The sequence below is a fragment of the Actinomycetospora termitidis genome, assembly GCF_030286555.1.
GTDB lineage: Bacteria > Actinomycetota > Actinomycetes > Mycobacteriales > Pseudonocardiaceae > Actinomycetospora > Actinomycetospora termitidis.
Map to the genome: position 1 here is coordinate 469,290 of NZ_JASVWF010000004.1, position 23,770 is coordinate 493,059.

At 75.6% G+C, this 23,770-nt stretch carries 17 protein-coding genes and 1 tRNA gene; 5 read left to right on the forward strand and 13 right to left on the reverse strand.

Going from position 1 to position 23,770, the window contains the following annotated elements; genetic code table 11:
- Nucleotides 1–17: 17 nt before the first annotated feature.
- The 6 genes from QRT03_RS20500 to QRT03_RS20525 form a co-directional block, all read right to left on the reverse strand.
- A complete protein-coding gene (locus QRT03_RS20500; protein WP_286054883.1) occupies nt 18–2,564 on the reverse strand; it encodes a non-ribosomal peptide synthetase in 2,547 nt (848 codons plus the stop codon).
- Entirely contained in the window at nt 2,561–7,327 is a 4,767-nt protein-coding gene (locus QRT03_RS20505) for a Pls/PosA family non-ribosomal peptide synthetase (protein ID WP_286054884.1), read from the reverse strand. The genes QRT03_RS20500 and QRT03_RS20505 overlap by 4 nt, the downstream gene beginning before the upstream one ends.
- A complete protein-coding gene (locus tag QRT03_RS20510; RefSeq protein WP_286054885.1) occupies nt 7,327–9,360 on the reverse strand; it encodes a serine/threonine-protein kinase in 2,034 nt (677 codons plus the stop codon). Before QRT03_RS20510 ends, QRT03_RS20505 begins: the two co-directional genes overlap by 1 nt.
- 113 nt (nt 9,361–9,473) lie before the next feature.
- The gene (locus QRT03_RS20515; RefSeq protein WP_286054886.1) at nt 9,474–11,267 is read right to left on the reverse strand and encodes a cytochrome c oxidase assembly protein; all 1,794 of its coding nucleotides are present in this window, start codon (nt 11,265–11,267) and stop codon (nt 9,474–9,476) included.
- 95 nt (nt 11,268–11,362) lie between these two features.
- Nucleotides 11,363–11,436 (reverse strand) — tRNA-Pro (locus tag QRT03_RS20520).
- 278 nt (nt 11,437–11,714) lie between these two features.
- A complete protein-coding gene (locus QRT03_RS20525) occupies nt 11,715–12,275 on the reverse strand; it encodes a TIGR03086 family metal-binding protein (protein WP_286054887.1) in 561 nt (186 codons plus the stop codon).
- Between the two features lie 162 nt (nt 12,276–12,437).
- Here QRT03_RS20525 and QRT03_RS20530 point away from each other — a divergent pair, with 162 nt between their 5' ends.
- Nucleotides 12,438–15,029, forward strand: coding sequence for a helix-turn-helix transcriptional regulator (locus tag QRT03_RS20530; protein WP_286054888.1), 2,592 nt, complete (start codon nt 12,438–12,440; stop codon nt 15,027–15,029).
- A 54-nt stretch (nt 15,030–15,083) separates the two neighbouring features.
- Nucleotides 15,084–15,296: a hypothetical protein gene (locus QRT03_RS20535; RefSeq protein ID WP_286054890.1), complete on the forward strand. Its 213-nt coding sequence runs from the start codon at nt 15,084–15,086 to the stop codon at nt 15,294–15,296.
- Nucleotides 15,297–15,299: 3 nt separating this feature from the next.
- On the opposite strand, the gene der is transcribed toward QRT03_RS20535, so the two are convergent.
- Genes der through QRT03_RS20550 form a run of 3 tightly spaced genes read right to left on the reverse strand, consistent with a single transcriptional unit; the run spans nt 15,300 to nt 18,244 of the window.
- Nucleotides 15,300–16,673, reverse strand: coding sequence for a ribosome biogenesis GTPase Der (gene der, locus QRT03_RS20540; protein ID WP_286054891.1), 1,374 nt, complete (start codon nt 16,671–16,673; stop codon nt 15,300–15,302).
- Nucleotides 16,674–16,676: 3 nt separating this feature from the next.
- On the reverse strand, nt 16,677–17,459 hold the full coding sequence (gene cmk / locus QRT03_RS20545) for a (d)CMP kinase (RefSeq protein WP_286054892.1): 783 nt from the start codon (nt 17,457–17,459) through the stop codon (nt 16,677–16,679).
- Between the two features lie 38 nt (nt 17,460–17,497).
- Nucleotides 17,498–18,244, reverse strand: a complete 747-nt coding sequence (locus QRT03_RS20550) for a pseudouridine synthase (RefSeq protein ID WP_286054893.1) — start codon at nt 18,242–18,244, stop codon at nt 17,498–17,500.
- A gap of 42 nt (nt 18,245–18,286) precedes the next feature.
- On the opposite strand from QRT03_RS20550, the gene QRT03_RS20555 reads away from it, so the two are divergent.
- Both QRT03_RS20555 and QRT03_RS20560 read left to right on the forward strand, forming a co-directional pair.
- Entirely contained in the window at nt 18,287–19,465 is a 1,179-nt protein-coding gene (locus QRT03_RS20555) for a YbfB/YjiJ family MFS transporter (RefSeq protein WP_286054894.1), read from the forward strand.
- Between the two features lie 38 nt (nt 19,466–19,503).
- Nucleotides 19,504–19,830 (forward strand): DUF6247 family protein, encoded by a 327-nt coding sequence (locus QRT03_RS20560; RefSeq protein ID WP_286054895.1) that lies wholly within the window; start codon nt 19,504–19,506, stop codon nt 19,828–19,830.
- Nucleotides 19,831–19,941: 111 nt separating this feature from the next.
- On the opposite strand, the gene scpB is transcribed toward QRT03_RS20560, so the two are convergent.
- Genes scpB through QRT03_RS20575 form a run of 3 tightly spaced genes read right to left on the reverse strand, consistent with a single transcriptional unit; the run spans nt 19,942 to nt 22,183 of the window.
- Nucleotides 19,942–20,559 carry an SMC-Scp complex subunit ScpB gene (gene scpB / locus QRT03_RS20565; protein WP_286054938.1) on the reverse strand — a complete coding sequence of 206 codons (618 nt, stop codon included), beginning with the start codon at nt 20,557–20,559 and terminating at the stop codon, nt 19,942–19,944.
- Nucleotides 20,505–21,308, reverse strand: a complete 804-nt coding sequence (locus QRT03_RS20570) for a segregation and condensation protein A (RefSeq protein WP_286054896.1) — start codon at nt 21,306–21,308, stop codon at nt 20,505–20,507. Before QRT03_RS20570 ends, scpB begins: the two co-directional genes overlap by 55 nt.
- Nucleotides 21,305–22,183, reverse strand: a complete 879-nt coding sequence (locus QRT03_RS20575; RefSeq protein WP_286054939.1) for a ParA family protein — start codon at nt 22,181–22,183, stop codon at nt 21,305–21,307. Before QRT03_RS20575 ends, QRT03_RS20570 begins: the two co-directional genes overlap by 4 nt.
- A 176-nt stretch (nt 22,184–22,359) precedes the next feature.
- On the opposite strand from QRT03_RS20575, the gene QRT03_RS20580 reads away from it, so the two are divergent.
- The gene (locus tag QRT03_RS20580; RefSeq protein WP_286054897.1) at nt 22,360–23,148 is read left to right on the forward strand and encodes an IclR family transcriptional regulator; all 789 of its coding nucleotides are present in this window, start codon (nt 22,360–22,362) and stop codon (nt 23,146–23,148) included.
- A gap of 7 nt (nt 23,149–23,155) precedes the next feature.
- Here QRT03_RS20580 and QRT03_RS20585 read toward each other — a convergent pair whose 3' ends face one another.
- The gene (locus QRT03_RS20585) at nt 23,156–23,752 is read right to left on the reverse strand and encodes a hypothetical protein (protein WP_286054898.1); all 597 of its coding nucleotides are present in this window, start codon (nt 23,750–23,752) and stop codon (nt 23,156–23,158) included.
- Nucleotides 23,753–23,770 lie beyond the last annotated feature (18 nt).

The following is a 23,770-nucleotide window of genomic DNA, read 5'->3' on the forward strand; positions in this document are numbered from 1 at the left end:
GGGCGTCTCCTGGGCGGTCACGGGGCGGCGGTGGGGTCGGGGTCGGACGCGGCGGCCCGCTCGTCGAGCAGGGCCGCGAGGTCGGCGAGGACGGGGTGCGCGGCGATCTCCTGGAGCGTGACCGCCTTCTTCAGCCGCACCGCCATCTTGACCGCGAGCAGCGACGAGCCGCCGCGCTCGAAGAAGTGGGTGTCCGGGGTGAGGGCGTCCTCGTCGACCCCGAGCAGCGGCGCCCACACCCCGGCCAGCCGGCGCTCGGTCGACGTCAGCGGGGCGCCGCCGCCGGACCCGGCGGGGCCGGTCGGCTCGTCGAGCTCGAGCGCCAGGGCGGTCAGCGTCTTCCGGTCGATCTTGCCGTTCGCCGTGACCGGCAGGACGTCGCGGTGGTGGAGGACGGGCGGGACCATGTAGTGCGGGAGGGACGCGGCCAGCAGCCCGCGGAGCTCGTCGTCGGCGATCGGCGCGGGCGCGCCGTAGAAGCCGACCAGCTGCTTGCCCCGTCCCGGCCGCTCGCTGACCACGACGGCGGCGTCGCGCACGCCGGGGCCGCGGAGCATGGTGTTCTCGATCTCGCCGATCTCGATGCGGAAGCCGGAGATCTTCACCTGGTGGTCGCGGCGGCCGAGGAAGTCCAGCTTCCCGTCGGGCAGCCAGCGCCCGTGGTCGCCGCTGCGGTAGAGCCGCTCCCCCGGGCGCAGCGGGTCGGGGACGAACGCGGCGCGGGTGCGCTCGGGGTCGTTGACGTAGCCGCGCCCCACGCAGACCCCGGAGAACACGATCTCGCCCGGCGCGCCGAGCGGTACCGGCGCCAGTTCCGGGTCGACGACGTAGACCCGGACGTTGCGCACGGCCGGTCCGAGCGGGATCCGCTCGTGGTCCGGGACCGCGAACAGGATCTCGTGGTTGGTGTCGTCGCTGGTCTCGGTGAGCCCGTAGGCGTTGACCAGCGGGACGTCGGGCCGCACCGCGAACCAGCGCACGACCAGTTCCTTCTTCACCGCCTCGCCGGTCACGGCCACGCGGCGCAGGTCGGGCAGGGCCACCGGCGTCTGCTCGAGGTAGGACACGACGACGTCGAGGTAGGACGGCACGAGCTGCGCGACGCTCACCCGGCGGCGCGCGAGCAGGTCGACGAAGCGCGGGACGTCGAGCACCACCTCCTGCTCGACCAGCACCGTCGTCGCCCCGACCAGCCAGCCCGCGACGAGCTGCCACAGCGAGATGTCGAAGCACTGCGGCGCGGTCTGGGCGACGACGGAGTGCTCGTCGATCCCCATGTCCTCGATCTTCGCGAGCAGGTGGTTGAGCATCCCGGCCTGCTCGCACATGGCGCCCTTCGGCTCGCCGGTGGAGCCCGAGGTGAAGTACAGGTAGGCCAGGCGCTCCGGGCCGACCTCGACCCGCGGGTCGACCCCCGCGTGGTCCTCGGCCCAGGCGTCGGCGACCAGCAGCCGGGTCGGCGCCGCCGTGCCGAGCCCGGCGAGGGCCTCGTCGAGGGTCGTCGCCGCGCCGGGCTCGGTGAGCACGAAGCGGGCACCCGCCCGGGTGAGCACGGTGGCGATGCGGTCGGCCGGGAAGTGCGGCTCGAGCGGCAGGTAGGCCCCGCCGGACTTGAGGATGCCCAGGACGCAGGAGGCCCAGCCGAGGGTGCGCTCGGCGACGACGGCGACGACGTCCTCGGCCCCGAGCCCCCGGGCGAGCAGGGCACGGGCGATCGCGTCGGAGCGCTCGTCGAGGTCGCGGTAGGTCCAGGCCTCCTCCCCGCGGACGACGGCGACGTCGTCCGGGTGGGTGGCGGCGCGGTCGCGGACGAGGTCGTGCGGTCGGCGGTCCGGCAGCTCGCGGGCGGGGCCGGCGAGGCCGTCGACCTGGAACGCGAGCTCCTCGGGCCCGAGCAGGCACCCCCGTGACGGGGCCGCGGCCGGGTCCGCGGTCAGCTGCCGCAGCGCGGTCAGGTGGTACCCGGCGATCCGGGCGGCGGCGCCCTCGTCGAGCACGTCGGTGCGGTGGTCGACCCGCAGGACGGTGCCGGTCCAGACCACCCGCAGGACGGTCGCCGCGTCGTCGACCGGGTCCGGGCCGGGGTCCTCGGTGCCGGTCGTGTTCAGCACCGTCGGCGGCCACAGGCCGGCGGCCGGATCGGACCGCAGGTCGGCGAGGGCGCGGTCGGTCGCCTCGGGGTCGGGCGCGGCGGCCGCCCGGACCAGCGCGGCGTGGGCGGCCGCGACGAGCGCAGAGCCGGTGTCCACCCCGGTGTCGACGCGGCACGGGCGCGGCTCGTGGCCCGGGCCGGCGGCGAGGGCCGTGAGGGTCTCCGCCTCGCCGGTGAGCGCCGCGAGGACGCGGGCGTGGGCGGCGAGGACGACGGCGCCGACCCCGACGCCGTGGTCGTGGGCGACCCGCCGCACCACGGCGGCGAGGTCGGCGGGCACCGGCTCGACGTGGCTGCCGCTGCCCGCCGCGGCGGACCCTCCGGCCCACCGCGCCAGGGCGGTCGCGCCGCTCGCGAGCACGGCGCGCCAGTCGACCTGCGGGGTGGGGTCGGTCTCCTGAACGGTGGTCATCGCTGCCGTCGGTCCTCTCGGGGTCGTGCTCCGGCGGCGTCGACGAGTCCGCGACCCGCGCCGGAGGGGATGGGCCCGCGGGGACCGTCGAGAGCCGGGCGGCTCGGCGCGACGGGGCCGGGGACGGGGTGTTGCGGGGCCGGGCCGGGGTGCTGGGGGGCGGGTGCGGCCTCCGCGCGGCGGGCGGGGGTCCGGCGGGTGGCCCGGGCGGGGTTCCCGCTCCAGTGCTCCCCCGCCGGCACCTCCTCGCCCTTCATGAGGAAGGTGTCCGGGCCGAGGATCGCGTCGTCGCCGATGACCGTGCCGTAGTGCACGAACGAGCCGACCCCGAGCGTCACGCGGGCACCGACGACCACGTGGTCGGACTTGAACCCGCCGTCCTCCTGCGAGTGGCACTGGATCACCGTGCCCTCGCCGAGGGTGGCGTCGTCCCCGATGGTCGTGAACGACTTCTCGGTGAGGTTGGCGCCGTCGTCGAACACCCGGGCACCCACGTGGACGCCGAGGAGGCGCCAGATCCACGGCTTGAACGGGGTGCCGTTGGCGATCTGCACCCAGTCCGGGGCGGGGACCTTCCAGTAGCGCTCGTGCCGCGAGAACGTCCGGTCGTAGATCGAGCACCCCTGGGGGGCGCGGGCCATCAGCGGCCGCACGCACCGCTCGACGAGTGCCCACCACAGGGCCAGGAGGACGAGGCCGACCACCTCGACGACGACGACCTCCGCCGCGCCCGCCGCGATCGGCAGCGACCCGACCGCCGCGACGGAGACCAGGAGCAGGAACGTGTAGAGCCACCGCACGAGCACGTGCAGCGCCATCGAGACGGCGTTGTGCCGGTTCTTGCGCCGCAGCAGGACGGCGAGCTCGGCGGGGTCGGTCACGTCCAGCTCGCTGTCGCGCGCGACCGTCCGCGGGATCTCGAAGCTGGGCGACCCGAGGAGCCCGACCCCCTGGCGGATCGGCCCGTGCTGCGGGACCTGGACCTTCGTCGCGAGCAGGCAGTCGTCCCCGGTGCGGCCCTGCGGCGGGTACGCGATGCGGTTGCCCAGGAAGTTGTTCGCCCCGATCCGGGTCGCGGAGACGCGGAAGGACGTGGCGGAGTACTCCGCGTTCATCACCGACAGTCCGTCCGCCACGACGGTGCCCGGGCCGACCACCGTCAGGAACGGGTTCTCGTGCTTGACGGCCATCCCGAAGTTCGACCCGGTCTGGCTGATGGGTCGCAGCTGGTACCCGATCGCGGCGAGGTAGTGGGCGATCGCGGAGGCGTCGCCGAAGAGCTCCACGAACGGCTTGACGTTGGTCAGGGTGCCGATGGCGCGGTGCAGCCAGTAGCGCACGCCGTAGAGCGGGTGGACCGTGTCCGGGCGCAGCCCGAGGGCGAGCAGGCGCGGCACCGTCGCGACGAACGCGAGGCCCAGCACGATCGCGCCGACGTACAGCACCCCGGAGAGCACGAACGTCCGGAGGTAGAACGACGGGTCGGCGAGGGCGCCGGCGGGCGGCTCGAACAGGGCCGCGAAGTGCGGCACCCACGCGCGCAGGACGGCGAACGCCAGGAGGCCCGCCGGGAGCACCAGCCCGAGCGCGATCACCAGGGAGACGAGCGAGTACAGCGTCCGTCGGGGCGCGGCCGTGGCCGCCGGCGGCACCGGCGGCATCGCGGCGTCGGCCCGGCGCGCGGGCGAGCCGTGCCAGTTCTCCCCCGCCGGGACGGACTGGCCGGCGTGCAGCGACGAGCTGTGCGCGAGCGACGCCCCGTCGCCCATCGCGGTGCGGACGTCGAGGACGGTCGACTCCCCGACGACGACGTTCGCGCCGAGGCTGACGCCGCCGATCTCGACCCGCCCGTCGTGGGCCCGGTAGCAGGCGACGACGGCGTCCTTGCGGATCAGCGCTCCGTCGCCGGCGCTGAACAGGTCGGTGCAGGCGGGGATCTGCGGGGTCAGGAACACGACCCCCCTGCCGATCCGCGCCCCGAGCGCCCGCAGGTACAGGGTCTGCAGCGGGGTGCCGGCGAACAGCTGCACCGGGCTCGTCCGCACCAGGGTCTTGACCACCCAGAAGCGCAGGTAGGCCGGGCTCCACACCGCCACCGAGCCCGGCTTCCAGCGTCCGACGAGCACCCACTTGGCCACGATCGGCAGGGCGACGAGGCCGGCCAGGCCGACCGCGGAGGCGAGGACGGCCCGCCCGTAGGTCGCGAGGACCCCGACGCCGGGGGTGGTCACCCAGGTCGCGGCCCACGTCAGGAAGACCGCGGCGAGGTAGCTGTAGGCGAGGAAGCAGAGCAGCTGGGCCGCGCCGCACAGGACGAAGGCGGGGGTGCTCGCGCGGGGCCGGGACGGGTCGGCGCCCCCGGTGTCGGTGCCCGTGTCCGCCTCGCCCGGGTCGGCCTCCTCGGCCGCGGAGGCACCCGTCGCGCCGAGGGAGGCGGCGAGGGCCACGAGGGTCGGGTTCCGGTAGATGTCGGGCATGCCCACCGAGGGCAGGTCCGGGTGCTTGCGGAGCCGGGCACAGAAGCGCGCCATCAGCAGCGAGTCCGCCCCGAGGTCGCGGAAGAAGTCCGCGTCGGCGGGGACGTCGGAGCGTCCCAGGACCTCGGCCAGGACCGCGGCGAGCCCGTCGCGCACGCGGGCCGCCCCGGCGACGTCGGGGGCCTTCGGGGCCGGGGCGAGCGCGTCCGCGAGCCCGGCGAGGGTGGTGTGCTGGTAGATGTCCTGCATCGCCGCCGACGGCAGGTCCGGGTCCTTCCGGACCCGGGCGCAGAAGCGCGCCATCAGCAGGCTGTCCGCGCCGAGGTCGGCGAAGAAGTCGGCGTCGGGCGGCACGTCGTCCCGCCCGAGGACCTCCGCCAGCACGGCGGCGAGCCCCGCGCGGACGTCGGCGGTGCCGGCCGCGACCGGTGCCGGCACGGCCGGGACCGGCGCGGACGGACGCCCGACCGGGGCGGGGGTCCGGGACGGCACCGGGGTCGGCGTGGGGGCCGGGGTCGGCGGCCCGACGGGGCGGGGCGGACCGGGAGGCTGCGCCGGCAGCGGCTGGGAGGGACGACGGCCGCCGTCGGGCCGGGGGCGGACCGGCGGGACCGGCGGGACCGGCGGGACGGGCGGCGGGAAGGTCCGGGGCGCGCGGCGGTCGCGGGTCGGTGGTGTGGTCGGTGGTGCGGCGGGGCGCCCGCGGGCCGGGGTCGGCGGCATCGCCACGGTGGACGCGTCGGTCGCCTGCGTGGTGTCCGGGTCCGCCGTGGCCGGTCCGCGCTGCGCCACGGTCGGGGCGTCGAGGCGGTCCTCCGCGCGGTGCGCCGCCGGTTTCGCGGCGGGCGGCCGCTCCGGTTCCGGGGGCAGCGGGAGGACCGCCGTGCGCCCCGGGATCCCCGTCCGCCGCGCCAGCTGGGGCGCGCTCGCGTGCACCGGGCGCACCCGCAGCCCGCGGCCGCCGGCCCCGTCGACCCGGCCGACCCACTCCACCTCGCGGTCGGCGGTGAGCCGCCCGAGGTCCCCGGTGCGGAACGTCCGCCGCGCGGGCTGGCCCGGGATCGGGACGAACGCCTCGTCGGTGAGGTCGGTGCGCCCGACGTAGCCGCCGGCGACCCCGGGGCCGGTGATCCCGATCTCGCCGACCTTCCCGGGCGGCAGCGCGCGGCGCGGGTCGGCGGGGTCGAGCAGGACGACGTCGTGCCCGGGCAGCGGCCGCCCGAGGGTGGGGCCGCGTCCGGGCGAGAGCTCGGTCCACAGCGACACGACGCCCGCCTCCGGGGCACCGTGCAGCCCGAGCAGCCGCCGGTTCGGCGCCTGCCACCGGGCGACGGTCTCCGCCGGCCGGTCGGGGCCGAGGAGCACCAGCAGCCGCAGGTCGGGAAGGTCGCCGTCGATCCCGGCCAGGGTCGCGGGCTCGGCGAGCAGGACCGTGGTCCGCGTGGTCCGCAGGAAGGTGCCGAGGGCGGCGCCGGCGAGGTTCTCGCCCGGGGCGGGCGTGACCACGGTGGCACCCCGCGACCAGGGGACCCAGGTCTCGAGGAGCGCGCGGTCCGACCCGGCGAGCGGGTCGTGGAACACGCGGTCGGTGGTGGTCACGCCGAGCAGGTCGGAGAGCACACCGACCAGGTGGGTCGCGGCGGCGTGGTCGACGGCCGGCGCCCGCAACGCCGGCGCCCGGTCCGCGGACCGGCCGCCGTCCGTCCCCTCGGCGTGCACGGTGACGTACGCCGGTGTGTCGCCGACCTCCCCGCGCTCCGTCGCGGTCAGGCGGTGGGTGGCCTCGGCGTCCACGTGGGTGGTGACGCGGTCGAGGTAGACCGCGTCGACGTCGGTGGCGCGGAGCCGCGCGGACTGGTCGGCGGTGGTGAGGACGATGCCGGCGCCCGAGGCGTGCACGACCGCCGCCAGGGCCGCGTCGGGCAGGCCGTGGTCGAGCGGCACCCAGGCCGCCCCGATCTTCGCGACCGCGAGCTGCGCCGCGAGGGCGTCCGCGGGGCGCTCGAGCAGCACCGCGACCCGGTCCCCGGCGCCGAAGCGGCGGCGGAGGAGGTAGCGGGCCAGGCGCGTGGCCGCCGTGTCGAGGTCGACGTAGGACAGCGACCCGACCGTCGACCCCCCGATCTCCACCGCGACGTGGTGGGCTCGTCCGACCCGGCGGAACGCGTCGCACCGGCGCTCCACGAGCCGGTCGAGGCGACCGTCGTGGGTGTCGGTCGGCAGCGTGTCCTGGGTCGGGCCCAGCAGGATCGTCCGGGTGCGGTCGACGGCCTCCGAGACCCCCATCAGGCTCCCATCGCCAGCACGGTCAGCGTCCCGTCGAGCAGGTCGGTGACGTAGGCGGTCCGGCCGTCGGGGGTGACGGCGACGCTGCTGGGTCCGCGGCCCGTCGGGATCGTCGCGGTGACCGCGAACGTCGTCGTGTCCACGACCTGCACGACGTTGGCGTCGATGGCGGCGACGTAGACGTGTCGGCCGTCGGCGCTCGACGTGACCGCCTGCGGGTGGACCGCGGTGGGCACCGTCGCGACCACCCGGCCGGTGCGGACGTCGGTGACCGAGACGCTGTTGCCCGCGAAGTCGGTGTCGAACACCCACGGCTGGGTCGGGTGCCAGGCGACCGCGTGCGGGTTGCGACCCACCGGCGTCGTCGCGACCGGGCCGCTGCCGTCCGTCCCGACGAGGCTGATCGTGTTCGCGTCGTAGTTCGCGACGGCGAGGCGGGCGCCGTCGGGCGAGACAGCGAGCCCGTGCGGGGTGGGCAGGGCGACCCGGTCCACGACGGTGTCCGAGCCGGTGTCGATCACGGTCACCGACCCGGCGTCCGGGTCGGACACGAACACCCGCCCGCCGTCGGCGCTCACCGCGAGCGCCAGCGGACGCGGGCCGGTGGGGATGCGGCCGACCAGGGAGCCGTCCGCGGTGTCGACGACCGCGACCTCCCCGGCGGTGTCGCCGAGCAGCCCGACGTAGGCACGGGCACCGTCCGGGGCGAACGCGAGCGCCTGGGGTGCGCCGGGCAGCGGGATCGTCCCGACCGCGGCTCCGCGGGCGGTGTCGAGGACGGTGATCGTGGCCGCGTCGCGGTTCGCGACGTAGGCGGTGCGGCCGTCCGGTGCGACCTGGACGTCGACCGGTGCCGCCCCGACCGGGACGGTGCCGACGACCGTCGGCCGGGGGCTGCTGGCCACGGGTGCGGGCCGCGTGGGCGCCCCGCCGCCGAGACCCGTCGTCAGGAACACCGCGAGGGCCGCGACGAGGACGACGACCACGGCCACCGCGCCCCAGAGGAGTCCACGGCGTCGGCGCGGCGGGGTCGGCGGGGGCTCCGGTGCGCCGGGCATCGGACCGGACGGGTGCGGGTCGCGGGGAGGTCCGGACGGCGGCCGCGAGATCACCGTCGTGACCCCGCCCGGCCCGGCGGACCCGGCCGGGGGCGCGCTCCGGGCGCCCGCGGCGACCGGGGTCGGGGCGGCCGTCGGCTTCGGGGCGGCGGGGCTCGTCGGCGCGGCGCGCAGGGCGGCGCGGGCGGCCGTGACGAGCGCACCCGCCGTCGGGAAGCGGTCGTCCGGGTCCTTGGCCATGCCGCGCGCGATGACGGCGTCGAGGGCGGCCGGGGCACCGGGGTACCGCTCACTGGCGCGCGGGGGGTCGACGTTGATGTGGCCGAACATCTGCGTCGGGAGGTCGCCGGGGAAGGGCTTCTCCTTCGTCAGGCACTCGAAGAGCACGCAGGCCAGCGAGTAGACGTCGGTCCGACCGTCGACGGGGCTCCGCGAGAAGCGCTCCGGTGCCATGTACTCGAGCGTCCCGAGCGCCACGCCGGTGCCGGTCAGCTGCGTCTGCGGCGTGCCGAGGCTGAAGGCGAGGCCGAAGTCGACGACGTAGACGAAGTCGCTGCGGGTGACCAGGACGTTCGACGGCTTGACGTCCCGGTGGACGAGGTCGTCGGCGTGGGCGGCGTCCAGGGCGTCGGCGATCTGTCCGAGGAGGGCGACCGTGCGTCCGGCGGGGAGCGGTCCCTCGTCACGCAGGACGTCCTGGAGGCTCCGGCCCTCGACCAGCCGCATGTCGATGAAGAGGCGGCCGTCGATCTCGCCGTAGTCGTGGATCGGGATCAGGTGGGGCTCGCGGAGCCGCGCGTGCAGGTGCGACTCGCGGCGGAACCGGCGCTGGTACTCGGTGCTCTCGCTCAGCGAGGTCGGCAGCAGCTTGAGGGCGACGTCGCGGTCGTGCCGGAGATCGCGGGCACGCCAGACCTCGCCCATGCCGCCCTCCCCGATGAGCGACAGGAGCTCGTACTGGCCGATCCGCTCCATACCTCCTGGCCCCCCGAATGTCCTGAGACGCCTGTGGCTCGGGTCATAATCGTTGCGCAGCGTACCTCCGGAGACCGCCATTCGGGTGAAGACCTCATGAAGATCGGTTGCGGTCAGCGCCGACGAGCGAGATCGGCGACCATCGCGTCCCACGGCGACGGCCCGGCGTGCCCGGGACGGCGGTCCTCCCGGCCCCACCGCACGAGGACGATCGCCAGCACGCCCAGCAGCGACGCCTCGGCCGCGCCCCAGGCGATCATCGCGCCGAGCCGCTGGTCGGCCAGGAGGTCGCCGACCCAGCTCACCTCGAGCCGCTCGTAGTACGTCGCGCCGATGACCTCGGTCGCGCCGAGCAGCGCGACGCCGAAGAACGCGTGGAACGGCATCGAGGCCAGCAGGAGGGCGAGCCGGGCCACGTGCGGCAGGGGGCGCGGGGCGGGGTCGACGCCGACGATCGGCCAGAGGAACGCGTACCCGGACACCAGGACGACGGCCGCGAGCACCTGGTGCGCCCAGTGTGACGGCAGGATCGCCGCGAACAGTGGAGTGTTGTAGAGGACCAACATCGACCCGACGAACACCGTCAGGGACACCGCGGGATGGGTGAGGACCCGGACCGCCGGGGTGTCGAGCGGCGCGCGGTCGACCAGCGTGAGCGGTCCGCCCAGGACCAGGAACAGCGGCACCAGGACCGCCAGCACCATGTGCACGGCCATGTGGGCGCTGAAGACGGCCATCGACAGCGCGCCGAGGGTCGAGCTGGTCGTGACGACGAGCAGGGCGCAGCCGGCGAGCCAGCAGACCAGCCGGGACCGGCGCCGGTCGCCCGCCCGACGCCACCGGAGCACGTAGCCCACCGCGAGCGTCACGCCGACGACCGCCCAGAGCAGGTCGAGCCGCCCCGGGGCCGCCAGGCCGAGGGCCGACGGGCGCTCCGGGACGTCGAAACCGACCATCATCTGCTGCATCGTCGCGGGCAGGAGCAGCGCGGGCGGGGGCTCGATCACGGCAGCGGCACCGGCAGCGGCCGCCGCGAGCAGGGTCGCGACGACGGGTGCGGGCCCGGCGCGGCGCAGGGTGAGGACCAGGGCGCACCCGAGCAGGACGACCTGCAGCCCGGCCCATCTCCCGTGCAGGCTCGCGAGCCACTCTCCCTGCACGAGGACGGCGGCGCCCAGCAGCGTGGCCGCGAGGGTCACGGCTCCCGCCGTGACGGCTCGCTGCGTGCACCCGGCGCCAGGGAATCCGGCGCCGTCGATCAGCCCGTGCACCGTGACGCCGAGCCAGACCGCCCCCGCCAGCGTGGCGAACACGGCGGCGTCGGTGACGAGGTCGTGCCCGGTGCCGGTGCGGGTGGTCGGGCCCGTGACCGCCGGGGCGAGCACGCCCACCGCCGCGAGGGCCGCGACGCCCACCGGTGGCGCCGACTCGCGCAACCCGACCACGACCGTCACGACCGCGCCGATCGCCGCCGCCAGCAGCATCGCCGCGGGCTCGCCGAAGGTGACCATCGCGTGCAGCAGGACCGTCGGCCGGCCCAGGACCTCGAGCCCGCCCCGACCGAGCTGGAGCACGACCAGCAGGACCGACCCCAGGAACGCCGCCCCCGCCCACGCCGCGGCGAGCACGCCGGTCCAGCTCAGGGCGCGGTCGGTCGCGTGCCTTCCGCTGACCAGCAGACCGAGACACGTTCCTCCGACCTCCGTCACGACGAGGCGCAGGACCGGGGCGGCCACGACCATCCACGACGACGGCGGGTCGGGCATCCCGAACCCGACGCCCGGTTCGGCTCCCCGCAGGGCCGCCCAGCCCGCCACGACCACGAGGGCGGCGACGGCCGCCGGTGCGAGCATCACGGCAGGGCGGAGCGACCGGCCGACGCCGGACACCTCCGTGGCGCCGCTCACGGTGCGTCATCGTCGGCCTCGGACCCGCGCGGGGCAAGGGCCCCGGACGGACGAGAGCCCCGTCGACCGGTGGTCAACGGGGCTCCGTGGTTCTGTCGGGACGACAGGATTTGAACCTGCGACCCCTTGACCCCCAGTCAAGTGCGCTACCAAGCTGCGCCACGTCCCGAACCGCTGCCCGACCGCTGCAGCGTCGTGAACACTACCCCACCGCCCTCATGCACCCCGTCGACGGGGCGGGTGACGACCGCGCTCCGCGAGAAGCACATGGGGCACGCAGCAGGACCCGACGACGTGCCTCATGTACTCGTGATCATGAACGGGCGCACGGGGCCCGGCACCCCTGCCGCAGAACCGAGTCCGGCGGAAGCGGATCCGCGGAACAGTGCGCGCCCGCGCGTCACGCTCCGTGAAACGAACCACCACGAGGCGTCACGAGTCGAGCTCTCACAACGACGGCGGGCCCGCCGCCGGGTCGCGCCCGGACAGTCGCAGCAGACGCTCCAACCCCGCCGACTCCCCCGCGCCCGGCAGCGGGTGGCCGAAGGGCCCGCCCTCCATCCCCGCGACCTGCTCGACGAACGGCAGGCACACCTCGACGTCGGACTCGGCGACCGCGTACGGCACCTCCAGCGCGGCGGCGAGGTCCCATCCGTGCAGGACCACCTCGTCGAGCGCGACGACTCCCAGGGCCGCGCGCGGCATCGTCACGCCCCCGGCCTCGTCGGAGCCCTCCCAGGCCTCGTCCGCACGCCAGGCGGCGGCGAGCTCGGCCAGCTCCTCGGCCAGCAGCTCCCGCCACCCCTCCGGCAGATCCGACGCGGGCGGCGGCGACGTGGGCGGCGTCGCCCGCGCGACCCCCGCGAAGTGCCAGGCGAGGCCGGCGAGGTGCTCGACGAGATCGCGCACCGGCCACGCCGAGCAGGGCGTCGGGCGGTCGAGATCCTCGTCGGTCACCAGGGCGACCACGCGGGCCGTGGCGGCGGTGGCCGGTCCGAGATCGTGCACGCAGAACCCCCAGTCACGGCTGTTCGGGCCCGCGAACCGTACCGCCGCGACCGGTCGCGGAACAGTTCACAGGCCCTTCACCACGCTCCCCACGAATGGTGAACACTCTGGCCCGAACGGAAGGCAGCGAGGGGAAAGGCTCCGAGGGGAAGCACGGCAACCATGGACACGTGGCCGTTCACCGAGCGCGACGACGTCCTCGCCGTCGCGGCCGCCGCGCTGCGCGCGCACGGCGCCGTCATCCTGGGCGGACCTGCCGGGGTCGGGAAGAGCCGGGTCGCCCGGGAGCTGGCCGCCCGGGTCCCCGGACCCGTCGTCGGGACGGTGCGGGCGACGGCGTCCGCCCACGAGATCCCCCTGGGCGCGCTCCTCGACGTGCTCCCCCGGGCCGCGGTCGAGTCCGCGTCCCCCGACGTCGACCACGTGCGCGCCGCCCTCGACGCGCTCGGCTCCGACCCGGACGGCGTGCTCGTCGTCGACGATGCCCACCTGCTCGACGACGTGTCGGCGACGGTGATCCACCAGCTGGCGCGGTCGCGGCGCGTCCGCCTGGTGGTGACCCTCCGGTCGGGCGAACCGACCTCGGACGCCGTCACCGCGCTGTGGAAGGACGAGGACGCCCCGCGGATCGACCTCGAGCCGTTCACCCCCGACCAGACGACGGCCGTCCTGGCGGCGGTCCTCGGCGGACCGGCGGAGGCCCGCGCCGCCCGCTCGCTGCACCGGACCGCGGGCGGGAACGTCCTGTGGCTGCGCCACCTCGTCGAGGGCGAGCGCGACGCGGGACGGCTCGCCCGCCACGGCACCACCTGGAAGTGGACCGGCGAGGTCGCCCTCTCCCCCGCCCTGCGTGACCTGCTCGACGCGCGCATCGGCACGCTGACCGAGCCGCAGCGCCGGGTGCTCGAGCTCCTCGCCGTCGCCGAACCGCTGGGCCTCGGGATGCTCGGGACGCTGGTCGGCGAGGCCGCCGTCGAGGACGTCGCCGAGCGGGGCCTGGTGACGGTCCTGCCGGACGGTGCGCGCTGGGAGGTCCGGCTCGCGCACCCGCTGTACGGCGAGTCGGTGCGCGCCACCCTGAGCGTGCCCCGGGCCCGCCGGATGCGCGGCGAGATCTCCCAGGCGCTGTCGCGCACCGGCGGACGACGGGCCGGCGACGGGCTGCGGCGCGCGGTCCTCGACCTGGGCAGCGACCGCCCGCTCGACCCGGACGAGCTCGTCCGCGCCTCGATCCAGGCCTCGGGCCTGCGCGACTTCGCGCTCGCGGAGCGCCTGCTGCGCGCCGCGATCGGCGCCGGTGGCGGCTTCTCCGCGAAGCTCGGCCTGGCGCACCTGCTCGACTACGGGATGCGGGTGGAGGAGGCCGACGCGCTGCTCGCGGAGGCGACCGACGAGGCGACCGACGAGGAGCGGCACCAGGCCGTCGTCCTGCGCGCGCTGTCGCACCACTTCCAGCTCGACCCGCCGCGGTCCGGCGAGGACGTGCTCGCCGAGGACGAGGCCCGGCACGCCGACGGCCACCGCGATCCCGCCTACGACGGGATCCGGGCGATGATCGCCGGGTCGGCCGGGTACGTGGACGACGCGATCGCGACGGCGGAGCGGCTCCTCGCCGACGATGCGCAGACCGCGGAGACCGTGGCGCTCGCGGTGTTCGTCCTCGGTCTGACGAGCGCCGTGTCCGGTCACCACGACGCGCTCGGCCCCGTGATCGACCGCGGCATCGACGCCGCGAGCGCGGCGATCAGCGCCGCCGTGGCCACCAACATCGGCTACATGGAGCTGCTCGACGCCGACCTGCGCGGCGAGCCGCCGCGCGCCCGGGCCCGGCTCGACTGGGTGCGTGGCCTCACGGGCCCGCAGGCTCCGATGTTCGCGGCTCAGTACGAGGCCCGGTACGCGCGCGGCACCGGTCGCCCCCGGGCCACGATCCGCACCCTGGAATCCGCCCTGCCGTCGTTCCCCGGGCACGGGGGCGGCTGGGGTGGCTGGGGCATGGCCCTGATCGCCCAGTCCCACGGGGTGCTCGGCGACGGCCGGGCGGCGCGCCTCGCGCTGGAGGAGGCCGAGCGCCGTCGTCACCCGCACATCGGGGTGGTGGGGTTCGAGTACGACCTCGCCCGCGCCTGGACCGCCGCGGCCGCCGGCACTCCGCGGGAGGCGATCGAGACCTGCCGTCGCGGGGCCCGGACCTGCCGGGGGCAGGGCGCGCTCGCGGCCGAGGCCCTGCTCCGGCAGACGGCCGTCCGGCTCGGCGACCGGGACCAGGCCGAACGGCTCGACGAGCTGCACCGCACCCTCGGGTCCGCCCGGTCCCGGCTCGCCCACGCCCACGCCGCCGCCCTCACCGCCGCGGACCCCGATCGGCTCCTCGGGGTCGCCGCGGAGCTCGAGGAGGCCGGGATGGTCCTCGAGGCCGCGGACGCCGCCGCGCAGGCCGCCGCGGTGGCCCGGGCGGACCGCCGGCTCGTGCTGGCCGCCGAGGCCGAGGGGCGGGCCCACGCGCTGGCGGCGGTCGGTGAGGGTGCCCGGACGCCCGCCCTGATCGAGGCCGAGGCACCCGTGCCGCTGTCCGCACGGGAGCGCGAGATCGCCCTGCTCGCCGGGGAGGGCCTCACCAACCGCCAGATCGCCGAGCGCCTGCACGTCTCGGTGCGCACCGTGGAATCGCACGTCTACCGGGCCTGCACCCGGCTCGGCCTCCCCGACCGGGCGGCCCTCGTCGCCGTCGCGACGTCCCGACGCGCGCCGTAGTGCAGTAGTCCACTACGGCAGACAGGAGATCCGCTCTCGACGAGGGTCGGTGTCGTGGCCGACGCACTCGGACGACTCCGCGCCCTCGTAGACCAGGCCCTGTCCCGACGGCGGGTCGTCGCGGCCCCGGAGCCCGTCCCGGCTCCCCGGCCGGCGCCCGAGGACGAGCCGACCCCGACGTACCGCGCGCCCGTCGCGGTCCCGAGGCTGCTCGTCGACCACGGGTCGATCGGCCGTCGCCGACGCCCGAGCACCGCGAGCGGGTAGGACTCAGGACTTCTTGCGCTTCTCCCGCACCCGCACGTTGATCTGGATCGGCGTCCCGCGCAGGTCGAAGGTCTCGCGGAGCCTGCGCTCCAGGAACCGCCGGTAGCCGGCCTCGAGGAACCCCGAGGTGAACAGCACGAACGTCGGTGGGCGGTTCTGCGCCTGGGTGGCGTAGAGGATCTTCGGCTGCTTGCCGCCACGCACCGGCGGCGGGGTGGCGGCGACGATGTCGGCGAGCCACTGGTTGAGCTGGCCGGTCGGGATGCGGCGGTCCCAGTTCTCCAGGGCCGTCCGCATCGCCGGGGCGAGCTTCTGCACCGCTCGGCCGGTCCGCGCCGAGATGTTGACCCGGTCGACCCACGGGAACCGGACGAGCGCCCGCTCGAGCTCGCGCTTCATGGCGTCGCGGCGGTCGTCGTCGACGAGGTCCCACTTGTTCATCGCGAGCACCAGCGCCCGGCCCGCCTCGGCGACCTGCGTGGCGACGCGGAGGTCCTGCTCGCTGATCGGCTCGCTCGCGTCGAGGAGCAGCACCGTCACCTCGGCGGCCTCGATCGCGGCCTTGGTCCGCAGCGACGCGTAGTACTCCATGCCGGAGGCCTGGTGGACCTTACGCCGCAGACCGGCGGTGTCGACGAGCTGCCACGTCTCGCCGTCGATCTCGACGAGCGAGTCGACCGGGTCCGTCGTCGTCCCGGCCGTCGCGTCGACCACCGACCGGGTCTCCCCGGTCAACTGGTTGAGCAGCGAGGACTTGCCGACGTTCGGCTTCCCGACGAGGGCCACCCGGCGCGGCCCGCCCTCGAGGTCGACGTCGTCGCGCGGGGACTCCGGCAGCGCCTCCAGCACGGCATCGAGCAGGTCGCCCGACCCGCGCCCGTGCAGCCCCGACACCGGGTGCGGCTCCCCGAGCCCGAGCCGCCACAGCGCGGCGATCTCGCCGAGCGCGCGCTCGTCGTCGACCTTCGTCGCGCACAGCAGCACCGGCCGGTCCGAGCGGCGCAGCGTCCGGGCGACGGCCTCGTCCACCGAGGTGGCGCCGACCTGCCCGTCGACCACGAGCAGGATCGCGTCGGCCGTGGCCATCGCCGTCTCGGCCTGCGCGGAGATCGCGGCCTGCATGCCCTTCGCGTCAGGGGTCCAGCCGCCGGTGTCGACCAGGGTGAAGCGGCGCCCGTTCCACAGGGCGTCGTAGGCGACCCGGTCGCGCGTCACGCCCGGGATGTCCTGCACGACCGCCTCCCGGCGGCCGATGATGCGGTTGACCAGCGTCGACTTCCCGACGTTCGGACGCCCGACGACCGCGAGCACCGGCTGGGCCGGGCGCTCGGAGTCGTGCTCGGGCAGGTCAAAATCCGCAGGTAGTTCCTGCGTCACGTCTTACCTTCCGTTGGCGCTGGACTCGGCCAGCGCGGGGACCAGCATGCCGCGGTCCGCGGCGAGTTCCTCGAGTCGGTCCAGGACGCCGTCGATGTCCAGCGTCGAGGTGTCCACCTCGACCGCGTCGTCCGCGGCACGCAGCGGGGAGGCCGCGCGGGACGAGTCGAGACGGTCACGGCGGACCAGGTCGGCCCCGGTCGCGGTGGCGTCGGTGGCGCGCCCGGCGGACGTGTCCTCGGCACTGCGACGGCCGGCCCGGACGGTGTCCGAGGCCACGAGGTAGATCTTCAGGTCGGCGTCGGGGGCGACGACGGTGCCGATGTCCCGGCCCTCCACGACGATGCCCGACCCGTCGTCGTGCGCGGCCGCGATGATCCGCCGCTGCTCGTCGACCAGGTGTCGGCGGACCTCGGTCAGCGCCGAGATCGCCGAGACGTTGCGGGTGACGTCGGCCCCGCGGATCTCCGCGCCGACGTCCTCGCCGCCGAGGCGCACCCGCGGCTCGGCCGGGTCGGTGGACATCCCGAGGTCGGCGCCGAGTGCCACCGCGACGGCGTCGTCGTGCCCGTCGGCGTCGGTGACGGTCGCGTCCAGCGGCACCCCGGAGCGCATCACCGCGAGCGTCGCCGCCCGGTACATCGCGCCGGTGTCGAGGTAGCGCGCCCCGAGGCGCATCGCGAGGCCGCGGGCGGTCGTCGACTTGCCGGTGCCCGACGGTCCGTCGACCGCCACGACCCCCTGCAGGACCTTCTCCACGACCAGCGCCTCCCGAACGTCGACCACACGTGCGTCCGGGAGTCCATTGTGCCTGATGACGGCAGTTACAGGCCCACCGCGTGGTACAACGCTCCGACCTCGTCCCGGCCGAGCTTGCGCAGCGTGCCCGGCCGCTGGTCACCGAGGCGCACGTCGCCGACCGCGGTGCGCACCAGCCGCTCGACGGGCTTGTCGATCGCCTCGAAGATGCGGCGCACGATCCGGTTGCGCCCCTCGTGCAGCACGACCTCGACCATCACCCGCGAGCCCGACCGGTCGACCACCTTGAAGCTGTCCACCGCCGCCGGCCCGTCGTCGAGCTCGACGCCCGCGCGCAGGACCTTCCCGAGGTCCTTCGCGACCGGCGTGCGGATCTCCGCCAGGTAGGTCTTGGGCACCTCGTAGGACGGGTGCATCAGTCGGTTGGCCAGCTCGCCGTCGTTCGTCAGCAGCAGCAGGCCCTCGGTGGCGGCGTCGAGGCGCCCGACATGGAACAGGCCCTTCGTCGACCCGGCCTTCTCCAGCACGACGTCGCCGACGCAGCGGCGGCCGTGCTCGTCCCACATCGTCGACAGCATCCCCTCGGGCTTGTTCAGCGCGAGGTGCACGGTCTCGACGTCGGTGACGATCCGGCTGCCGTCGACGTGGATCACGTTGGTCTCCGGGTCGACCCGGCGGCCCATCTCCTTGACGACCTGGCCGTCGACCTCCACCCGACCCTGGCGCATCAGGATCTCGGCCTGCCGCCGCGAGGCCACTCCGGCCTCCGCGAGCACCTTCTGCAGGCGGACTCCCTGCTCACCCTCGGTCACGGGGCTCCAGGGTAGTCGGTGGCCGCACTAGTCTCGGCGGTCGTGTCGACGACGACGGTCGCCTCCCGTCCGCGCCTCCGGGTCGCGGTCGCCGCGGGGGCGGCCGCCCTCGCCGCGGCGATGGGCGTGGGCCGGTTCGTGTTCACCCCGATCATCCCGGTGATGGGCGACGGCGCCGGTCTCTCGACCACCGACGCCGGGCTGCTGGCCTCGGTGAACTACGTCGGCTACCTGGTCGGGTGCCTCCTCGCCGTGGCGCCCGTCGTCCGCCGGCACCGCGGCGGGTTCCTGACGGCGGGTCTGGTGCTGACGGTCCTCACGCTCGCCGCGATGCCGCTGTCGGCATCGTTCGCGCTCTGGTCCGCCGCCCGCGGCGTCTCCGGGGTCGCGAGCGCCTTCGCCTTCGTGACGGCGGCCGACCTCGTCCTGACGCTGCTGCGTCGCCACGCGCGCGACGACCTCTCTGGCTGGGTGTTCGGCGGCGTGGGCGCCGGGATCGCGCTCTCCGGGCTCGTGACGCCGGCGGCCGCGGCGATCGGCGGCTGGACCGCGACCTGGTGGGTCGCCGCGGGGCTCGCGCTGGTCCTGACGATCCCCGCGCTGCGGCTCGCGCGCGTGCCGGAGGCCCCGGACGACGACGGCGGCCCGGACGGTCCCCCGCCCCGGACGCAGCTGCTCGTGGCGCTGGGCGTGGCGTACTTCCTGGAGGGCGCCGGGTACATCATCACCGGCACGTTCCTGGTCGACGTCGCGACCGACATCGGGCCGGGGTGGGTCGCGGCGAGCAGCTGGACGGTCGCCGGCCTGGCCGCGGTGCCGTCGTGCGTGCTGTGGGCCCGGGTCGCCGCTCGGCGCGGGCGCGGCCCGGCGCTGCTCGCGGCCCTCGGCGTGCAGGCCGTGGGCCTGGCTCTCCCCGCGTTCGTCGTGTCCCCAGTCGCCGTGGTCGTCTCCGCGGTCGTCTTCGGCGGCACGTTCGTCGCGATCGTCATGCTGACCCTGCCGCTGGCCCGGACCCTCGCGGGCCGGAGCGCCGGCCCCGTCGTCGCCGTGTTCTCCGCGCTGTACGGGCTCGGCCAGGTCGTCGGGCCGTTCGCCGTGCTGCTGGTCGGCGGTGACGACGCGCGGCCCGCCCTCGCGCTGGGCGGCGCGCTCGTGGTGGCGGCGACGCTCGTCGCGGTGCCGGCCGCACTGCTCCGCAGCCGTGCCGGATCTCCTGGGTGAGCACACGAGGACGCCAGGGAGTACTACCGTGCGGGACCATGACGCCCGGGGCCCCTGATGATCGGGCCCACCCGCACCCTCTGCTGCCCGGCGCGACCCCGGCGACCATCCACACCTGGCTGGCCACCGCCGAGGACCGCGCGGGCTTCGTCGCCGAGTACGACGACGCCCTCGAGCGTGCCCGCCGGGAACTCGACATCTCCGGCGTCCACGAGGTCATCGAGCGATGGCGGCGGGTGGCCCTCCTGCAGAGCGACCCCGCCGGCTTCCGCCACGTGGTCCGCTACGCCGCCGAGCTGGCGACCGGCGCTGCGTCCCCTGACGACGAACCACTCGAGGTGACCCGCCGCAAGGCCGGCATCTGACCACGCTCGTCCCTGGCGGATGTGCACCACAGAACCGCTTCCACCGGCACCGGTTCTGCGACATGGTCCGGGACGCGCGTCACCCTGCGTCATCGATGGCCCCGGGTCGGGTCACAGTTCGTCGATGTCGTCGACCTCGGGCAGCAGCGGCGCGATCGGCGGCAGCTCTTCGAGCGAGCCCAGGCCGAGGCGTTCCAGGAACAGCTCCGTCGTCCGGTACAGCGTCCCGCCCGTCGCGCCGTCCATGCCCGCCTCGACGATCAGCCCGCGGGCGCTGAGCGTGCGCATCACGCCGTCGACGTTGACCCCGCGGACCGCGGACACCCGCGCCCGGGTCACCGGCTGGCGGTAGGCGACGACGGCGAGCGTCTCCAGGGCGGCGCGGGTCAGCCGGGCACGCTGGCCGTCGAGCACGAAGCGCTCCACGTACGGCGCGAACCGGGCGCGGGAGGCGAACCGCCAGCCCTCGTCGGTGCGGCGCAGCTCGAACCCGTGCTGCTGATAGGACTCCGCCAACCGCTCCAGCGCCGCCGTCACCCGTGCGACCGGCTCCTCGAGCACCTCGGCGAGCTGCGTGGCCGGCACCGGCGCGTCGACGACCATGAGCACGGCCTCGAGCGCGGCACCCAGGTCAGCATCCGTCCCGAGCCCGGGGAGCTCGTCGTCGGGAAGACTCATGCCTCGGGGTCCAGGGCCGCCGTCCCGCGGTCGTCGGAGTCCGGCGCCCAGCGGACGGCCAGTTCGGCGAACGCCTCGGACTGGTCGAGCGCGACCTGCCGTGAGCGGTACAGCTCCAGGACGCCCAGGAACCGCCCGACGACCTCCGCCCCGTGCTCGCAGTCCGCGCACAGCTGCGCGAACGTCAGCTCTCCCGCCTCCTCGAGCCGCCCGCTCATGATCGTGACCTGCTCGGGCACCGACACGCTCGGCGCGTGCAGGTGGTCCAGGCCGACCGTCGGCGGCGGGGAGGGCCGGAACACCGCCGCGGCGACCTCGGCGAACCCGGCCGCGTCCACCCCGAGCTCGACCGGGGGCAGCAGCGCCGCGAGTTCCGGGGACAAGGACACCGCCCGCGGGTAGCGCAGCCGCGCCGACGCCTCCAGCTCCCGGAACAGCGCCGCCACCTGCTGGTAGGCGCGGTACTGCAGCAGCCGGGCGAAGAGCACGTCCCGCGCCTCGAGCAGCGCAAGGTCGTCCTCGTCCTCCACCTCGGCGGCCGGCAGCAGGCGGGCCGCCTTGAGGTCGAGCAGGGTCGCCGCGACGACGAGGAACCCCGTCGTCTCCTCCAGGTCCGCCGACCCGCCGAGCGCCGCGGTGTAGGCGATGAAGTCGTCGGTCACGCGGGAGAGCGCGACCTCGGTGACGTCGAGCTCGTGGCGGCCGATGAGCTGCAGGAGCAGGTCGAACGGGCCGGTGAAGTTGTCGAGGGTGACCTGGAAGCCGGTCCGCTCCTCGGTCCGTTCCGGGGTGAGGGTCACCGGGCGATGACCTCGCGCGCCAGGGCCCGGTAGGCCTCCGCCCCCTGCGACCGGGAGGCCCACCGCGTGATCGGCTCGCCGGCCACGGTGGTCTCCGGGAAGCGGACCGTCCGGTTGATGACGGTGTCGAACACGAGGTCGCCGAACGCCTCCACCACGCGGGCCATCACCTCCCGGGTGTGCAGGGTGCGCGGGTCGTACATGGTGGCCAGGATGCCGGTGATCTCGAGATCCGGGTTCAGGCGGTCCTGCACCTTCTCGATCGTGTCCATCAGCAGCGCCACCCCGCGCAGCGAGAAGTACTCGCACTCCAGCGGGATCAGCACCCCGTGCGCGCAGGCCAGCGCGTTGACCGTCAGCAGGCCGAGCGAGGGCTGGCAGTCGACGAGCACGTAGTCGTAGTGGGGCAGCGCGGGGGCCAGCACCCGGCCCAGGGTCTGCTCCCGACCGACCTCGCTGACCAGCTGCACCTCGGCCGCGGAGAGGTCGATGTTCGACGGCAACAGGTCCAGGCCGTCCACAGCGGTCTTCAGGACGACGTCGTCCAGCGTCACCCGCCGCTCCATGATCAGGTTGTAGATCGTGGTGTCGAGCTCGTGGGGCTGCACCCCGAGCCCCACCGACAGCGCCCCCTGCGGGTCGAAGTCGACCAGCAGCACCCGGCGTCCGTACTCGGCCAGCGCGGCACCGAGGTTGATCGTCGAGGTGGTCTTGCCGACCCCGCCCTTCTGGTTGCACATCGCGAGGACGGTCGCGGGACCGTGTCCGGACAGCGCCGTGGGCTCGGGGATCTCCCGGCGGGGTCGCGACGTCGGGTCGGGCGGCTCGGCGGCGGGCGTGACGGCGGGGACGTCGGGACGGGGCGGCTCCCCCATCCGGAGCGACTCGGCATCGAAGAGAGGTGCCGACATGGTCGCGATCATCCTCCCTCCGGGTGACGCGGGGAAGGACACGGCCCCCGTCCGCCACCCAGGCTAGGAGGGGGGCCCGAGCGGGGCCATCATGACGCGCCGGGGTGTGGCGGACGCGTGCGAGGGGGATGCTCGGCGTCATGACGTCGGCGGAGGTGGACGACGGCGGAGCGGACGAAGCGCCACGCTCCGTGCTCGGTCGTGCCCTGGCCGTGCTCGCCGCCTTCACCGACGCCTCCCCGGAGCTCGCGCTCGCCGACATCGTCACGCTCACCGGTCTGCCGCCGGCCACGGCGCACCGGATCGTGGCCGAGCTCGTGGCGTGGGGCGCCCTGGAGCGCGTCGGCCGCGGCCGCTACCGGATCGGCCTGCGCCTGTGGCGGATCGGGGCCCTCGCCCCGACGGCCCGCACCCTGCGCGAGGCGGCCCTCGCCCCGATGCAGGACCTCGCGGCGGTCACCGGGCACGTCGTGCACCTCGTGGTCCTCGACGGGTACCGGGCGCTGTTCGTCGAGCGGCTCGCCGGGCGGGAGGACCACACGGTGCGCTCGCGGGTCGGACGCGACATGCCGCTGCACGCGAGCGGGCCCGGGAAGGTGCTGCTGGCGCACTCGCCCGCCGCGTTCGTCGAGGAGATCCTCGGCCGCGGGCTGCCACGCCTCGCGCCGGGCACCATCACCGACCCGGCCACCCTGCGGGCCGCGCTGGCCGACATCCGGCGGACCGGCCACTGCCTCTCGCACGAGGAGATGACGGCCGGGGTGTCGTCCGTGGCGGCACCGGTCACCGCCGCCGACGGGCGCGTGGTCGCCGCCCTTGCCGTCGTGGTGCCCGCGACCGACCCGCTGCCCCCGTACGTCCCCGCCGTCCAGGTGGCCGCGGCGACCGCCTCGCGGCGCCTCGGGGTGCGCCCGCAGGACCGCGCCTGACGCGCGCTCACACCACCGCGAAGCGCACCCGCAGGGTCCCGGCGTCGACGAGGTCGACCTCCGCGGACCGGACCGGGTCGCGTCCGGTGCAGGTCACGGTGCCCCCGACCACCGGTTGCGGGCAGGAGAACGGCACCACCCCCGCGCGCCCGAGCGACCGCAGCGCCAGGCCGACCTCCAGGGTGAGCGTCCGGCCCACGGCGAGGGCGTCGGTCCCGAACGGGGCGGGGAAGGTGCGGTCGTATCCACCCGTGGCGTCGAGCACGAGCGCGCCCCGGTAGCGCAGGACGTGTCCCGGGGAGTCGGGCAGGGACAGCGGGTCGGCGCGTTCGCGGGCGGTCAGCGGGTCCCGGGACGCCTCCGACACGGTCACGCCCGCCCAGCCGCGGCGCCCGTCGGCCGTGACCAGCCGGCAGGAGACCTGCTCGTCGACGACCGGGTCGTCGCACGTCGCCGTCACCGCCGTCACCGCCGGCCCGCCCTCGGCGTCGGCCACGGCCGTCGCCACCCGGTGTTCGACCTCGCCGCGGGACGGCGGCGCGCTCCCGCACGCCGACACCGCGAGGAGCAGGACGGCACCGAGCACGACCGGCAGCCACCGCACGACCAGGACGATATGTCC